The organism is Stenotrophomonas sp. 8(2023) (genome assembly GCF_030345295.1).
Lineage (GTDB): Bacteria > Pseudomonadota > Gammaproteobacteria > Xanthomonadales > Xanthomonadaceae > Stenotrophomonas > Stenotrophomonas muris.
The window spans coordinates 2,201,210-2,216,073 of sequence record NZ_CP128404.1; the positions used below are offsets into that span (position 1 = coordinate 2,201,210).

At 67.3% G+C, this 14,864-nt stretch carries 12 protein-coding genes; 10 read left to right on the top strand and 2 right to left on the bottom strand.

The window, feature by feature from the left end; genetic code table 11:
* Positions 1-62 precede the first annotated feature (62 nt).
* The gene (trxB, locus tag QP609_RS10375; RefSeq protein WP_014647087.1) at positions 63-1,034 is read right to left on the bottom strand and encodes a thioredoxin-disulfide reductase; all 972 of its coding nucleotides are present in this window, start codon (positions 1,032-1,034) and stop codon (positions 63-65) included.
* 233 nt (positions 1,035-1,267) lie between these two features.
* Here trxB and QP609_RS10380 point away from each other — a divergent pair, with 233 nt between their 5' ends.
* From QP609_RS10380 to QP609_RS10400, 5 genes are all read left to right on the top strand, one after another.
* Positions 1,268-3,628, top strand: coding sequence for a DNA translocase FtsK (locus QP609_RS10380; RefSeq protein ID WP_197620895.1), 2,361 nt, complete (start codon positions 1,268-1,270; stop codon positions 3,626-3,628).
* Between the two features lie 39 nt (positions 3,629-3,667).
* The gene (locus tag QP609_RS10385) at positions 3,668-5,611 is read left to right on the top strand and encodes a DUF3857 domain-containing protein (RefSeq protein ID WP_164110743.1); all 1,944 of its coding nucleotides are present in this window, start codon (positions 3,668-3,670) and stop codon (positions 5,609-5,611) included.
* A gap of 111 nt (positions 5,612-5,722) precedes the next feature.
* Positions 5,723-6,361 (top strand): outer membrane lipoprotein chaperone LolA, encoded by a 639-nt coding sequence (lolA, locus tag QP609_RS10390; RefSeq protein WP_005413289.1) that lies wholly within the window; start codon positions 5,723-5,725, stop codon positions 6,359-6,361.
* Positions 6,362-6,851: 490 nt separating this feature from the next.
* Positions 6,852-8,129 carry a replication-associated recombination protein A gene (locus QP609_RS10395; RefSeq protein ID WP_014037159.1) on the top strand — a complete coding sequence of 426 codons (1,278 nt, stop codon included), beginning with the start codon at positions 6,852-6,854 and terminating at the stop codon, positions 8,127-8,129.
* A gap of 189 nt (positions 8,130-8,318) precedes the next feature.
* The gene (locus tag QP609_RS10400; protein WP_014647091.1) at positions 8,319-8,690 is read left to right on the top strand and encodes a DUF805 domain-containing protein; all 372 of its coding nucleotides are present in this window, start codon (positions 8,319-8,321) and stop codon (positions 8,688-8,690) included.
* A gap of 74 nt (positions 8,691-8,764) precedes the next feature.
* On the opposite strand, the gene QP609_RS10405 is transcribed toward QP609_RS10400, so the two are convergent.
* Complete coding sequence (locus QP609_RS10405) at positions 8,765-9,139, bottom strand: hypothetical protein (protein ID WP_014647092.1); 375 nt, start codon at positions 9,137-9,139, stop codon at positions 8,765-8,767.
* 281 nt (positions 9,140-9,420) lie between these two features.
* Between QP609_RS10405 and QP609_RS10410 the strand changes: the two genes are divergently transcribed.
* The 5 genes from QP609_RS10410 to QP609_RS10430 all read left to right on the top strand — a co-directional run bounded on the left by QP609_RS10410 (position 9,421) and on the right by QP609_RS10430 (position 14,853).
* Positions 9,421-10,449, top strand: a complete 1,029-nt coding sequence (locus QP609_RS10410) for an alpha/beta hydrolase-fold protein (protein WP_197620894.1) — start codon at positions 9,421-9,423, stop codon at positions 10,447-10,449.
* 122 nt (positions 10,450-10,571) lie between these two features.
* Positions 10,572-11,957: an ATP-binding protein gene (locus QP609_RS10415; RefSeq protein WP_169411025.1), complete on the top strand. Its 1,386-nt coding sequence runs from the start codon at positions 10,572-10,574 to the stop codon at positions 11,955-11,957.
* Between the two features lie 51 nt (positions 11,958-12,008).
* On the top strand, positions 12,009-13,055 hold the full coding sequence (locus tag QP609_RS10420; protein WP_197620893.1) for an ABC transporter substrate-binding protein: 1,047 nt from the start codon (positions 12,009-12,011) through the stop codon (positions 13,053-13,055).
* Entirely contained in the window at positions 13,052-14,095 is a 1,044-nt protein-coding gene (locus QP609_RS10425; RefSeq protein WP_046430486.1) for an iron ABC transporter permease, read from the top strand. Before QP609_RS10420 ends, QP609_RS10425 begins: the two co-directional genes overlap by 4 nt.
* A complete protein-coding gene (locus QP609_RS10430) occupies positions 14,092-14,853 on the top strand; it encodes a heme ABC transporter ATP-binding protein (protein WP_164109207.1) in 762 nt (253 codons plus the stop codon). Before QP609_RS10425 ends, QP609_RS10430 begins: the two co-directional genes overlap by 4 nt.
* Positions 14,854-14,864: the final 11 nt, after the last annotated feature.

A 14,864-nucleotide genomic window follows, 5' to 3' on the forward strand; every position in this document is an offset into this window, starting at 1 on the left:
TTTCGCGTCGGCCTTTCTCCTGAGTCGAGCATGGCTCGACTCTACAGAGCATAATCAGCGCTTCAGCTGGCCTTGCCCTGCGCGTCCAGATAGCGCTCGGCGTCCAGTGCGGCCATGCAGCCGAAGCCGGCCGAGGTGATCGCCTGGCGGTAGTGTTGATCGGCCACGTCGCCGGCGGCGAACACGCCTTCCACCGAGGTCTGGGTAGCGTTGCCGCCCAGGCCCGAACGGATTTCCAGGTAGCCGTTGTTCATCGCCAGCTGGCCGTCGAACAGGGTGGTGTTCGGGTGGTGGCCGATGGCCACGAAGAAGCCGTGGGCATCGATGTCGCGGGTGCCGCCGTCCAGGGTGGACTTCACGCGCACGCCGGTCACGCCGGCGTCGTTGCCCAGCACTTCCTCCACCTGGTGGTGCCAGACGGTCTCGATCTTGCCTTCGGCCACCTTCCTGAACAGCTTGTCCTGCATGATCTTCTCCGCCTTCAGGGTGTCGCGGCGGTGGACCAGGTAGACCTTGCGGGCGATGTTGGACAGGTACAGGGCCTCTTCCACCGCGGTGTTGCCGCCGCCGACCACGACCACGTCCTGGTCGCGGTAGAAGAAGCCGTCACAGGTGGCACAGGCGGACACGCCGCGGCCCTTGAACTCGTCTTCGGTCGGGATGCCCAGGTACTTGGCGGTGGCGCCGGTGGCGATGATCAGCGCGTCGCAGGTGTACTCGTGGCTGTCGCCGATCAGCTTGAACGGGCGCTGCGACAGGTCGGCGGTGTGGATGTGGTCGAAGATGACCTCGGTCTCGAAGCGCTCGGCGTGGGCCTGCATGCGCGCCATCAGGTCCGGGCCCATCAGGCCGTGGGCGTCACCCGGCCAGTTGTCCACCTCGGTGGTGGTCATCAGCTGGCCGCCCTGCTGCAGGCCAGTGATGACGACCGGCTTCAGGTTGGCACGGGCGGCGTAGACGGCGGCGGTCCAGCCGGCCGGTCCGGAACCGAGGATGACGAGGCGCTGGTGGCGGGAGGGCAGGCTGGTGCTCATGTAGACTCGCGAAAAGGTAGATGGGACAAGGCGCTGGCGATGTTTGCGCAGCATCCGTGGCTGGTCATAGAGTGGCGGCTGGGGCAGGGCGATTCAAGCCGATGAACAGAACGCCGTCATCCAGCGGTGGTTTCGGCTCTGTCCGGGCCCGGTCAGAAGTCGCATAACTGAAAACTGACGCCGTCTCATTTATTATCAATCACTAACAGCGCATTCCAAAGGTATGGTCTAAGGTGGCGAAGCAGGTCCCTGAACGCTCCAAGTCGGACGACAGCAAGGCGTCACGTCGCACGGCCGCGGCGGCGACGACCGACAATCCACGCCGCCAGCGCCTCTGGCGCGACCTGGGCCTGATCGCGATCGCGCCGGCCCTGCTCTATCTGGCGGCGAGTCTTTTCACCTATTCAGCGACGGATCCGGGCTGGTCGCATACCGGCAGCGTGGTCGCGCCGGTGCACAACCTCGGTGGTCGCGCGGGCGCCTGGATCGCCGACGTGCTGCTGCAGTTGTTCGGCTACATCGCCTTCCTGCTGCCGGTGGTGCTCGGTGCGCTGTCGTGGATTGCCATGTTCGGCCTCAAGCGCGAGAGCAAGGGCGAGAACGACCTGGACCCTGCGCTGCGCCTGGTCGGCCTGGTCGGTTTCCTGATTGCTGGCACCGGCTTCCTGCATGTACGCCTGTTCAGCGGCGATGTCTCCAGCGCCGGCGGCATCCTCGGCAAGCTGGTTGGCAATTCGCTCACGGTGGGCTTCGGCGCGCTGGGCGCGAACCTGTTCGTGCTGGTGCTGCTGCTGGCCTCGATCACCCTGGCCACCGGGCTGTCCTGGTTCACGGTGATGGAAAAGATCGGCCGCGGCGTGATGTCGCTGGCACCGTTGCTGGCGCGCAAGAAGGAAGAAGTCACCGAGTGGCAGCAGACCCGGGTGATGCGCGAGGAGCGCCAGGAAGTGCGCAAGGCCGATGCCGAGGTGCGCGCCAAGCGCGAGCCGGTGAAGATCGAGCCGCGTCCGGAACCGGTGATCGAGAAGAGTGACCGGGCCAAGCGCGACACGCAGATCCCGATGTTCCGTGGCGTCAACGGCGACGGCTCGGACCTGCCGCCGCTGGCCCTGCTGGACGACCCCAAGCCGCAGCCGGTGGGCTACGACAAGGAAACCCTGGACGCGCTGTCGCGGCAGATCGAGTTCAAGCTGAAGGACTTCCGCATCGACGCCCAGGTGGTCGGCGCCAATCCCGGCCCGGTCATCACCCGCTTCGAGATCGAGCCCGCGCCGGGCATCAAGGTCAGCCAGATCAGTTCGCTGGACAAGGACATCGCGCGCGGCCTGTCGGTGAAGTCGGTGCGCGTGGTCGACGTGATTCCGGGCAAGTCGGTGATCGGCCTGGAAATTCCCAACGTCACCCGCGAGATGATCTACCTGTCCGAGCTGTTGCGCTCGAAGGAATACGACAAGTCGGCCAGCGTGCTGACCCTGGCGCTGGGCAAGGACATTGCAGGGCGCTCGACCGTGGCCGATCTGGCGCGCATGCCGCACCTGCTGGTGGCCGGTACCACCGGTTCGGGCAAGTCGGTGGCGGTCAACGCGATGGTGCTGAGCCTGCTGTTCAAGGCCTCGCCGAAAGATCTGCGGATGCTGATGATCGACCCGAAGATGCTCGAGCTGAGCGTCTATCAGGGCATCCCGCACCTGCTGGCGCCGGTGGTCACCGACATGAAGGAGGCTGCCAACGGCCTGCGCTGGTGCGTGGCCGAGATGGAGCGCCGCTACAAGTTGATGAGCGCGGTGGGCGTGCGCAACCTGGCCGGCTTCAACAAGAAGGTGAAGGAAGCGCAGGATGCCGGCCAGCCGCTGATGGACCCGCTGTTCAAGCCGAGCCCGGAGCTGGGCGAGGCGCCGCGTCCATTGGAGACGCTGCCGTTCATCGTCATCTTCATCGACGAATTCGCCGACATGATGATGATCGTCGGCAAGAAGGTGGAAGAGCTGATCGCGCGCCTGGCACAGAAGGCGCGTGCGGCCGGCATCCACCTGATCCTGGCCACGCAGCGCCCGTCGGTGGACGTGATCACCGGCCTGATCAAGGCCAACATCCCGACCCGTATCGCCTTCCAGGTCAGCTCCAAGATCGACTCGCGCACCATCCTCGACCAGTCCGGCGCGGAGACCCTGCTGGGCCACGGCGACATGCTGTACCTGCCGCCGGGCACCGCGCTGCCCGAGCGCGTGCATGGTGCGTTCGTGTCCGATGACGAAGTGCACCGCGTGGTCGAGCACCTCAAGGCGATGGGCCCGGCCGACTATATCGACGGGGTGCTGGACGAGGTGCAGACGATGGGCGACGGCGTGGTCGTCGGTGCCACCGGCCTGCCCGAGACCAGTGCGGCCGGCGACGAGTCCGACCCGCTGTATGACGAAGCGCTGCGGGTGGTCACCGAGACCCGCCGCGCCTCGATTTCCGGCGTGCAGCGCCGGCTGAAGATCGGCTACAACCGTGCAGCGCGACTGATCGAGGCCATGGAAGCGGCCGGCGTGGTCAGCCCGCCCGAGCACAACGGCGACCGCACGGTGCTGGCACCGCCGCCGCCGAAGTAAGGCCCGACGTATCCCCCACGACGTCCAAGGAACCGACGCATGCTTCACCCCGTACCAAGCGCGCTGGCGCTGGCGCTGGCAGCCTTCCTGGCTGCCGGCCCGGCACTGGCAGAAACCGCCACCTCCGCGCCCGCCACGGCGCCGCCTTCCACCAGCGGCGATACCGAAGCCAGCAATAATTTCAGCATTGTCCGTTACCGCGCCGACTACCAGGTGCGGCCGGATGCGGGCAATGTGCAGACCGAAACCTACGAAGTCCTGCTCAAGACCAAGGCCTCGGTCGAGCAGTTCAGCCAGGTGCGGCTGAGCTACAGCGAGAAGATGGAAACCCTGGAGGTGCTTGGCGCCTACACCATCACCGCCGACGGCCAGCGCCGCGACGTGCCGGCCGATCGCATCTACACCCAGGAGAGCTACTCCAGCGCCTCGGCGGCGATGTATGCCGACCGCAAGGTGCGGGTGATCGTGTTCCCGAACCTGGCCCCGGGCACGCGCCTGTACTACCAGGTGCGCCGCACCCAGGCCACGCCGTACTTCCCGGGCTATTTCGGCCTGTGGGAGACCTTCAACGTCTTCACCGAGTACGAAGACGCCGAGGTCACCCTGACTGCGCCGGCCAACCTGCCGATGTTCGTCGACAGCCGCGGCGTGCAGGGCAGCGATCGCCCGACGGTGAAGAACGGCCAGGCACAGTGGCGCTGGCGCTACCAGCGGCGCGAAGCCATGCCGGCACAGAACTGGTCGGCGGCGGGCTGGGAGTTCGGCCCGAACATCATGGCCAGCACCTATCGTGACTGGTCGCAGATGGGACGCGCCTACCAGCTCAAGGCCGGCCCGGCGGCCGACGTGACCCCGGCGCTGCAGGCGCTGGCTGATGAGATCACCGCTGGCATCAGCGACCGGCGCGAGCAGGCCGATGCGCTTTACCGCTGGGTGGCGCAGAACATCCGCTATGTGGCGGTGTACCTGGGCAATGGCGGCCTGGAGCCGAACAGCGCGCAGAGCATCCTCGACAACCACTACGGTGACTGCAAGGACCATGTGACGATCCTGGAGGCGCTGCTGGCGGCCAAGGGCATCGCCAGCTCGCCGGTGCTGATCGGTGCCGGCGGCGGCCCCACGCTGCCGAAGATTCCGGTGCTGGGCCGCTTCAACCACGCCATCACCTACATCCCGGAATTCGATCTGTACCTTGATTCGACCACCGCGTGGGCCCGCTTCGGGCAGCTGCCGGAAGGTGACCTGGGTGCGCCGGTGATGCGTACCCGCGACGCCACGCTGGCACGCACCCCGGCCAACACGCCGCAGCGCAATGCCACCTCGATGGAAGTGCGTTTCACCTTCGACGCCAACGGCAACCTGCGCGGCGAGACCATTCCGAAGCTGGGCGAGAACGCCGAGATCGGCATGCGCGCCCAGTTCTCCCAGCTCAACGCGCAGAATCGTGCGCGCGCCGAGGAGCAGATCATGGCCGCGTCCGGTTTCGACGGGCGAGGGCAGCTGCAGATCCAGGGCGTGCCGGTCGACCTGACCCGGCCGTTCGGCTATCGCATGGCCTTCCAGGCCGAGGACTACGCCGACTTCAGCGTGGCCGGCGGCATGGCCGTGCCGGATCCGCCGGGCGGCGAGTCGGTGCGTGGCCTGTACGCCACCGCTTCTGCGCCGGCCAACGAGACGCCGTTCTACTGCAATGCCAGCCTGCGCGAGGAAACCTATCGCCTGCAGTTCCCGGCCAATGCGCCGATCATCGCCATCCCGGCCAACCAGCGTTTCACCAACGCCGCCGGCGAGTACCGCGTGGACTGGAGCCGCGAGGGGCAGGACGTGATCGTGCGCCATCGCTTACAGCAGAACGCGGTGCGTGGCCCGGAGGCGCTGTGCCAGCCGCAGGACTACACCGCGTTCCGCGCGTTGTATCGCGAAGTGCGGCGTGGCTTCCGTGGCCAGGTGCTGTACGGCAAGCTGCCGGGCTCGGGCGGCTGAATCGCCGATGGACGTTCAGGGCGGCATAATGTCGCCCTGATCGCCCATTCATCTTTCCCCGGGCACACTGGCAACCACCTTTCCTGGCGCCCGCGCCCACAGGATTCCCGCATGAACTTCCGCTTCCGTCGTTTCCTTGCCACCACCACCCTGGCCGTGGCCTGCGCCGCCGCCGGCAGCGCCTGGGCAGGCGCCCGCGATGACCTGAAGACCTTCACCAGTGGCCTGAAGGGCCTGGATGGCCAGTTCAGCCAGCAGGTGTTCGACAGCCGCGGCAAGGTGAAGGAATCGACCAGTGGCCGCGTGGCCCTGTCGGCGCCGCGCCTGTTCCGCTGGGAATACGTGCGCCCGCACGAGCAGTTGATCGTGGCCGACGGCAAGAAGGTCTGGATGTACGAACCGGACCTGGAGCAGGCCACCGTGCGCGAGCAGGGCAAGGAAGAGCAGAACAGTCCGCTGACCGCGCTGATCAACCCGGCGCTGCTGGAACAGCAGTACGACGTCAGTGAAGAGGCTGCGCAGCGCGACGGCCTGCAGTGGCTGTCGCTGTCGCCGAAGCGCGAGACCGAAGCCAGCTTCCAGTACGCTGCGCTGGGCTTCAATGCCCAGGGCCTGGCCAAGATGGAAATCACCGATGCGGTTGGCCAGCGCACCGTGATCAGCTTCAGCGGCTGGAAGCGCAACCCGGGCTTTGCCGCCGGTACCTTCAGCTTCACCCCGCCGAAGGGCACCGACGTTATCGGTAATTGACCTGTGGGCGGAGGCGCTTTGGTGGGTGTCAACCTTGGTTGACACGCTTTTGATCTGCCGGCCAGCGGCCGGCACTACCGATCCTGTGGCCTGATCTGCCGGGCAGGGTTCGGTGCTGTCTGCTCTGGCGGGTGTCAACCGGCACCGTCATGGTGGGTGTCAACCTTGGTTGACACGCTCTTGATCTGCCGGCCAGCGGCCGGCACTACCACCCGTGCGGCCTGATCGCCGGCATGGCCCGGCGCTTTCTGCTCTGGTGGGTTTCAACCGGGACCGCCTTGGTGGGTGTCAACCGTTGGTTGGCACGCTTGGGATCTGCCGGCCAGCGGCCGGCACTACCAGACATCGCGTCCCGCCGCCGGGCACGGCCCGGCGCTACCGTTGGGCGGCGCGGTACAATGACCGGGTGGCAAGACATCGTTCAACTTCCTTCCCTGGTCCCGATCTGCTGAGCGTCGATCGGGAACACCTGCGCCCGCTGGCCGAGCGCATGCGTCCGCGCACTCTCGACGAAATGGTTGGGCAGAAGCGCCTGCTGGCGCCGGACAGCGCGCTGCGTCGCGCGGTCGAATCCGGTCGCGTGCATTCAATGATCCTGTGGGGGCCGCCAGGCTGTGGCAAGACCACGCTGGCGCTGTTGCTGGCCGAATACTCCGACGCAGAATTCCGTGCCATCTCCGCCGTGCTCTCCGGCCTGCCGGAGGTGCGCCAGGTGCTGGCCGAGGCCGCGCAACGCTTCGCGGAGGGCCGGCGCACCGTGCTGTTCGTGGATGAGGTGCATCGCTTCAACAAGGCGCAGCAGGACGCCTTCCTGCCGCACATCGAGCGCGGCACGATCCTGTTCGTCGGTGCCACCACCGAGAATCCGTCGTTCGAGTTGAATTCCGCATTGCTGTCGCGTTGCCGCGTGCATGTCCTGGAAGGCGTTTCGCCCACAGACATCGTCGAGGCGCTGGAACGTGCGCTGGGTGATCGCGAGCGCGGCCTGGGCGAAGAGGGTATCGAGGTCGCCCCCGAACTGCTTCTGGAAATCGCCACCGCTGCCGATGGTGATGTGCGCCGTGCGCTGACCCTGTTGGAAATCGCCGCGGAACTGGCGGGCGGGGAGGGAGGGCGCATCACGCCGCAGACCCTGACCCAGGTGCTGGCCGATCGCACCCGTCGCTTCGACAAGGGCGGCGAGCAGTTCTACGACCAGATCTCGGCGCTGCACAAGTCGGTACGCAGCTCCAACCCGGATGCCGCGCTGTACTGGCTGACCCGCATGCTCGATGGTGGCTGCGACCCGTCCTACCTGGCGCGCCGGCTGACCCGCATGGCCATCGAGGATATCGGCCTGGCCGATCCGCGCGCGCAGAGCATGGCGCTGGAAGCCTGGGACATCTACGAGCGGCTGGGCAGCCCGGAAGGCGAGCTGGCGTTCGCGCAGCTGGTGCTTTACTTGGCCAGCACCGCCAAGTCGAACGCCGGCTATGCCGCATTCAACCAAGCCAAGGCCGACGTGCGCGAGAGCGGTACCGAAGAAGTGCCGCTGCACCTGCGCAATGCACCGACCAAGCTGATGAAGGAGCTCGGCTACGGCGCCGAGTACCAGTACGACCATGACGCCGAGGGTGGCATCGCGCTGGACCAGACGGGTTTCCCGGATGCGATGGGCGAACGGGTGTACTACAACCCCGTGCCGCGTGGCCTGGAAATCAAGCTGAAGGAAAAGCTGGACCGGCTGCGTGCCGAGCGCGAAGCGGCGAGGGCGGCAAAGGGTCGCTGACCCGGTTTATGTAGCGTCGAGCCGCGCTCGACTCCGCTCTGGACCGGGCCAGCAGCGCCTGCGGCAACGGCAGCCGAGCATGGGCTCGGCTCTACAGGGCCAATGGCAGCCGAGCATGGCTCGGCTCCACATTGTTCCCGGCGGCGGTCTTTGGCACACTGCGCGGCCACTTTTTCAAGGATTGATGCCGTGCAGGAAATGATTCTGCCGTTGAAGCGCTACGCCCAGTTCGAGGGGCGTGCCAACCGTCGTGAGTACTGGATGTTCCAGCTGTTCATGCTGATCGTCTCCGCCGTCCTGATGGTGCCGCTCGTTGCCGGGCTGGTGATGCAGTCCGACGTCCTGGGCATCGCGTCGATCATCCTGTTTGTCGTGTTCTGGCTGGCCACGTTCGTGCCGGTCATCGCCGTCACCGTGCGCCGCCTGCACGACTGCAACCAGTCGGGCTGGATGTACCTGCTGGCCTTCGTTCCGTTCGGCGGCCTGGTGATCTTCGTATTCGCGCTGCTGCCGGGCACGCCGCAGGAAAATGCTTATGGTCCGGTGCCTTCGGGGCCGTGACATTTCGCGAGTCGGGCATGGCTCGACTCCACAAGAGGCAAAGAAAAGAAGCCGGCATTTCGCCGGCTTCGTCTTTACTTGATGGTGCAGTCGCCGAAGGACAGGTAGTCCGTGCCGGAACTGAACTGCAGCGTGCAGCTGGCGGTGAACGTCGCGCCTTCTTCCAGTGCGCCCAGCTTGGCCGCCTGCTGTTCGTCGTCGCTGGTCAGTCGGGCCAGGACATTGCCCTGGTCGTCGCCGGCCTCGATCAGCGGCTCGCCCGCCAGGTTGCTGGAAACGCTCAGGGCTACGGCAGTGAATGTCACCGTCTGGTTGAGTTGGTCCATGCCCAGTGACGAATTGCCGGCTTCTTCAAAGGCCTGGTAGAGCGTTGGCAGGTCCTGTGCGGCATGGGCGGCCAGCGGCGCAAGCAGGCCGAGGGAGAGGGCGATCAGGGTGGTGTGCTTCAAGGGAGTCTCACAATCATGGGATCCAATCCCATGCCGGTTGTGTGCAGATGAACGCGACCCGGATGGCGGCAAGTGCCCGCCATTCATGGCTGCGCTGGAAGCGGGGCGATCCAATGCCCCGATGGGCGGCAAAATAGGGGAATTGCTGCCCCTTGCGCAACCCGGGCATGCGCGCGCGTGATACACAGCGTGACGTTTGATCGATGTGATAATCATTCGCGTTTAAGGTAGACTGCGGTCCCTTGTGAACCGGCGGCCCTGGGCCGCTTCTGCCGCCGCTGATGAAGCACTTTGTTCCGCCTTCGCGCCGTGGTCCGCTGGCCCGCGGCTTGGCCGCCTTGATGATGGGTCTGCTCCTGGCCACCCCATATGCCCATGCACAGCAGCGCAACCCGCTGCAGAAGATCGGCCGCACAGTGCTCGACGAGCCGGCGGCCAGCTATCGCTTCGAGCATTTCGTGGTGGACAGCCCGGACCAGCAGCGCCGTTGGCGGGTGAACCTGGCGATCCCGGCCAAGGCCGGCAAGGTGCCCTCTCCGGTGCTGTACGCGCTGGACGGCAACGCCGTCGCGATGGTCCTGGATCAGCCGTTGCTGGCCGAGCTGGCCGCGCGCAAGGCGCCGCCGGTGCTGGTGCTGATCGGCTACGACAACGACCTGCGCATCGATTCCAAGGCGCGCACCCGCGACTACACCGCATGGATCGACCGTGCCGACGACGAGAGCGGTACGACCCAGGCGGTCGGCGGTGGTGCTGCGGCCTTCCTGGATGTGATCGAACGCCGCATCAAGCCGGAAGTCGAGCGTCGCGCACGCATCGATACGCAGCAGCAAGCGCTGTGGGGCCACTCGCTGGGTGGATTGTTCGTGCTCAATGCGCTGTACACGCGTCCGGCCGCCTTCCAGTCCTATCTGGCCGCCAGCCCGTCGCTGTGGTGGAGCCAGGGTGCGGCGCTGGGGGATCCGGAACAACAGTTCGTGCAGAACGTGCACGGCCAACCGGCAAGGCTCTGGCTGATGCTGGGCGGTGCCGAGCGTGTCGGTGATCGCGGCAAGCGCGACATGAACAATCCGCGCGTGGTCGCGCACCTGCGCCGCATCGGTGGCGCCACCCCGGATGCGGCGATGCAGCTGTCCGAGCGCTTGGGCAAGGTGCCGGGCCTGAGCGTGCAGTACCGCGAGTTCCCCGGCCTTGGCCACGGCCCGATGCTGCCGGCGTCCTTCCATGCGGCGCTGCATGAGCTGTACGGCGTGACCGATCGCAGCGTCGGCGATGGCGCGCCCAATGGCGGTGACAACGCCGCCGAATGAATCCCTTCGCACGCGCTGCCGTGCGACCCCACTACCCAGGCGAGGCTGCCGACGTGCAGCGGCCCAGGCAACCGATGACCCCCGCGCCACGTGGCGCGGCCTACGTGTGCAAGGAGCCTGCCATGTCGTTCCGTCCGTCTCTCCGTCTTACCTCTCTCGCTGCCGGCCTGCTGCTGGCAGTGACCGCCACCGCGCAGCCGGTGTTCGACCAGCCGGCCAACGCCACCTTCAAGGGTGAGGTCGTCTCACGCGGTGAGAACGTGGTTCCCGGCAGCACCGCCGACGTGGTCGGCCGTGGTTTCGTGCCGGGCCAGAAGGTCAGCCTGCTGCGTGGCGACAGCGTGCTCAACGCACAGCCGGTGGTGGTCGATGCCGATGGCAACTTCAAGACCCAGCTGAGCATTCCGGCCGACGCGGTGCCGGGCACCCACCCGGTGGTGGTGCGCGCCAGCCAGCCGGCTGCGGCCACGGTGCTGAAGCTGCGCGTGTCGCCGCAGTTGCCGCTGTCCGGCCAGGCGCAGTTCGCCACCCGGTCCAGCAAGCTGGTGCCGGGCCTGTACCAGTCCGCCTACAGCGCCGCCAGCGATGCGGTGTTCGTGACCTCGGCGGTGGGCCGCCCGCCGGTGACCCAGTCGCAGCTGCTGAAGCTGGACCCGACGTCGCTGAAGGTGACCAGGGCGATCACCCCGGCGCAGGTACCGGGCAGCACCAATGGTGCGGTGTACGCGGTCTACGGCGTGGGCGTGGATGACACCAACGGCAACGTCTGGGTGACCAACACCCGCCAGAACTCGATCGCGGTCTACCGGCAGAAGGACCTGTCGCTGGTCCACCAGTTCCCGGCCGACACTGTGCCGCACGCGCGCGACGTGGTGGTCGATGGCACCCGCGGCAAGGTGTTCGCCTCGGCGACGGGCGAGGACCACCTGTCGGTGTTCGACGCCAGGACCTTCAAGGAGCTGCCGGCAGTGACGCTGGAATCCGGCGTGGACGACGGCACGTTCACCCCGATGAGCCTGGTGCTGGACGAGAAGGGCGGCAAGCTGTTCACCGTCAGCATCGGCACCCCGGAAGCGGCGGTGATCGATGTGGCCAGCGGCAAGGTCGAGAAGGTCATCGATCTGGGCAATTCGATCAGTGCCTCGGGCGTGGCCTTCGATGCGGCACGCAACCGCCTGTACGTCGCCTCGCAGGGCACCGACAACCTGCTGATCGTCGACGTGGCAGCCGGCAAGGTGCTGCATGACGTGCCGGTCGGCGCCGGTGCGCTGAACGTCGCCTTCGATGATGCCTCCGGCCTGGCCTATGTCAGCAACCGTGGCGCTGGCACGGTCACCGTGGTGAATGGTGACGGCAAGGTGGTCGCCAATCTTGATGGCGGCACGCTGCCGAACCACGTCCGCGCCGATGGCAAGGGCAACGTGTTCGCGGTGAACAAGTCGCGCGGCGCTGAGGACCCGAAGGGTGACCGCATCACCCGCATCACCCGCATCACCCCGAAGCAGTAAGTCACACGGTGGGGCGGCGTGCGCGCCGCCCTGCCAGCAAGGAGAACGAGCATGAACATCGCGTCCCGTCTGCGCCTGTGTGCGCTTCCGTTGGCTGTTTCGCTGGTACTGGCCGCCTGTGGCGGCGCGTCGACACCGCCTGATGGCCAGAAGGCCGCCGAGCCGCCCGCCGCACCGGCCGCTGCCGAAACCGCGTTGCCGGCAGGCTGGCAGCGCGTGGCCGGTGCCGAGCTGCCGGCCGTGCATGACCAGAAGGCGATGCTGCCGGCCAAGGTGCATTCCGATGACGGCGCCGATATCGAGGTGACCGATACCAGCCGGATCATTGCCGGTGGCGACGACGTCATCGCGGTGATCGAAGCACTGGGGCTGGGCACGCAGGTATTCGCCGCGCCGACCAACACCACCACCCAGGCCGGCCTGGCCGCGCCGCACCAGTTCCTGTTCAACCGCACCACCGGCGTGGAGGGCGTGCTGAGCCTGCAGGGCTCGCTGTTCCTCGGCAACAGCCTGCGCCGCCACACCGAGCTGGCCAAAAAGCTGCGCGAAGTCGGTGAGCCGGCGGTGGTCATCGATGATCTGCAGCCGGCCCCGGACAAGGTGCGCAAGGTCGCCGCCGCACTAGGGCTGGCCGAAGCGGGGCAAACATTGGCCACGCAGGTGCACCGCCAGCTCGACGAGGCTGCAGCGATTGGCAAGGGCCTGGGCCATGCGCCACGACTGATCCACGTATCGGCCACCGGCGCTGGCGGCTCGCCCACTGTTGCCGGTGCCGACAGCGCGTCAGCGCAGCTGATCGCGCTGGCCGGCGGCATCAACATCGGCACCGAGGCCGGGGTGAAGAACTACTCGCAGCTGAGCAACGAGGGGGTGGTCGCCGCGGCACCGGAGGTGATCCTGGTGACCGAGCATGACCTGCGGCTGTTCGGCGGTGCCGAAGGCCTGTGGAAGGCGTACCCGACGCTGAAGCAGACGCCGGCCGGGCAGGCCAATCGGGTCTGGGTGATGCCGGATGTGCAGCTGAAGTACACCAGCGTGGGTTCTGGTGCGGGCGCGCTGGCGCTGGCCAAGGCCCTGGCAGCCTTGCCGAAGGCATGAGTCCGGCGGATCGGCGCCGCCGTCGCGGGCGGACGATGTTGATGGTGGCGTTGCTGGCGCTGCTGGGGGCAGTGCTGGCGTCGTTCGCCGTGGGTCCGTTGCGGTTGCCGCCGCTGGAGGTGATGCAGGCGCTTGCGGTGAAGCTGGGCCTGCTTGACCCAGGGGCAGTCAGCAGCCGTGATCTGGCCGTGGTCTGGCAGCTGCGCATTCCGCGCGCCCTGTTGGGCGCGATGGTCGGTGCGTCGCTGGCGATGGCCGGTGCCAGCCTGCAGGGCCTGTTTGGCAATCCGCTGGCCGACCCCGGCATCGTCGGTGTCAGCCAGGGTGCTGCGCTGGGTGCGGTGGCTGCCATTGTTCTCGGCGCTGCCGGTGCGGCCGGCTGGCTGGTGCCGGTGGCAGCCTTCGTCGGCGGCGCGCTGGCGATCGGCCTGACCTATGCGCTGGCCCGGCCCGGCAAAGGCAGTGGGAATGCCACGCTGCTGCTGGTCGGCATCGCGATGGCCGCGTTCTGCTCGGCGCTGATTGGGTTCCTTACTTACATCGCCAGCGAAAGCGAGCTGCAGTCGCTGGTGTTCTGGCAGATGGGCTCGCTGGCGCGCGCCAACTGGGCCGACGTGGCCGCGGTGGTGCCGCTGTTTGCGCTCGGCGTGTTTGCGCTGCAGCGACTGGCCACGCCGCTGGACATGCTGGCGCTGGGTGAGCGCCAGGCGCAGCACCTGGGGCTGGACGTGACCCGTACGCGGCGTCGCCTGGTCGCGTTCAGTGCGCTGCTGGTGGGCGCAGCGGTGGCGTTCGCGGGCTCGATCAGCTTCGTCGGCCTGGTGGTGCCGCACGTGGCGCGACTGCTGGTCGGCCCGGGTCATCGCTGGCTGCTGCCGTTGTCCGGGCTGCTCGGTGCGCTGCTGATCGTGGTGGCCGACACCGCCGCACGCACGCTCGATCCACCTGCGGAGATTCCGCTGGGCCTGTTCTCGGCCGCGCTGGGTGCGCCGTTCTTCCTCTGGCTGGTGCTGCAGCAGCGCCGCAAGGCGGCGCCATGAGCGTGCTGCTGAAACTGCACCAGGTGGTGGTGCGCCGCCAGCAGCGCGAGATCCTGCATGGCATCTCGCTGGCGTTCGAGCCGGGCACGGTGACCGCGCTGGTTGGCCCGAACGGCGCGGGCAAGTCTACGTTGCTGGCGGTGGCGGCCGGTGACCTGCGCGCCGATGCGGGGGAGGTGAGCCTGCTGGGCAAGCCGTTGGCCAGTTACAAGGCGGGGCCGCTGGCACGCGAGCGCGCGGTGATGCCGCAGGAACATGGCGTGCGCTTCGCCTTCAGCGTGGAAGAAGTGGTGGCGATGGGACGGTTGCCGCATCCGCCGGATCCGCGTGTGGACGATGCACGGGTGGAAGCTGCCATCGATGCCGCCGAACTGCAGGCGCTACGCCTGCGCGAAGTGCAGCAGCTGTCCGGTGGCGAGTCCGCCCGGACCACGTTCGCGCGCGTGCTGGCGCAGGACACGCCGCTGCTGTTGCTTGATGAACCGACCGCGGCGCTGGATCTGCGCCACCAGGAGCGTACGTTGCGCAGTGTGCGTGCCTGTGCCGAAGCCGGTGCGTGCGTGATCGTGGTGCTGCACGATCTGAACCTGGCCGCCGGCTATGCCGACCGCATCGTGTTGCTGGAACAGGGCAGGGTGGCCGCCGATGGCACGCCGCTGCAGGTGCTCACCGAAGACAACCTGCAGCGGGTCTATCAGCAGGATGTGGTGGTGCTGGAGCATCCGCGGCGCGGGGTGCCGTTGGTGGTGGTGACGTAGTCCGGATCTGC

Excerpts from the sequence above, each read along its gene's own strand:
- trxB (WP_014647087.1), bottom strand. The coding sequence starts at position 1,034 with ATGAGCACCAGCCTGCCCTCCCGCCACCAGCGCCTCGTCATCCTCGGT.
- QP609_RS10385 (WP_164110743.1), top strand. The coding sequence starts at position 3,668 with ATGCTTCACCCCGTACCAAGCGCGCTGGCGCTGGCGCTGGCAGCCTTC.
- lolA (WP_005413289.1), top strand. The coding sequence starts at position 5,723 with ATGAACTTCCGCTTCCGTCGTTTCCTTGCCACCACCACCCTGGCCGTG.
- QP609_RS10395 (WP_014037159.1), top strand. The coding sequence starts at position 6,852 with ATGCGTCCGCGCACTCTCGACGAAATGGTTGGGCAGAAGCGCCTGCTG.
- QP609_RS10410 (WP_197620894.1), top strand. The coding sequence starts at position 9,421 with ATGAAGCACTTTGTTCCGCCTTCGCGCCGTGGTCCGCTGGCCCGCGGC.
- QP609_RS10415 (WP_169411025.1), top strand. The coding sequence starts at position 10,572 with ATGTCGTTCCGTCCGTCTCTCCGTCTTACCTCTCTCGCTGCCGGCCTG.
- QP609_RS10420 (WP_197620893.1), top strand. The coding sequence starts at position 12,009 with ATGAACATCGCGTCCCGTCTGCGCCTGTGTGCGCTTCCGTTGGCTGTT.
- QP609_RS10425 (WP_046430486.1), top strand. The coding sequence starts at position 13,052 with ATGAGTCCGGCGGATCGGCGCCGCCGTCGCGGGCGGACGATGTTGATG.
- QP609_RS10430 (WP_164109207.1), top strand. The coding sequence starts at position 14,092 with ATGAGCGTGCTGCTGAAACTGCACCAGGTGGTGGTGCGCCGCCAGCAG.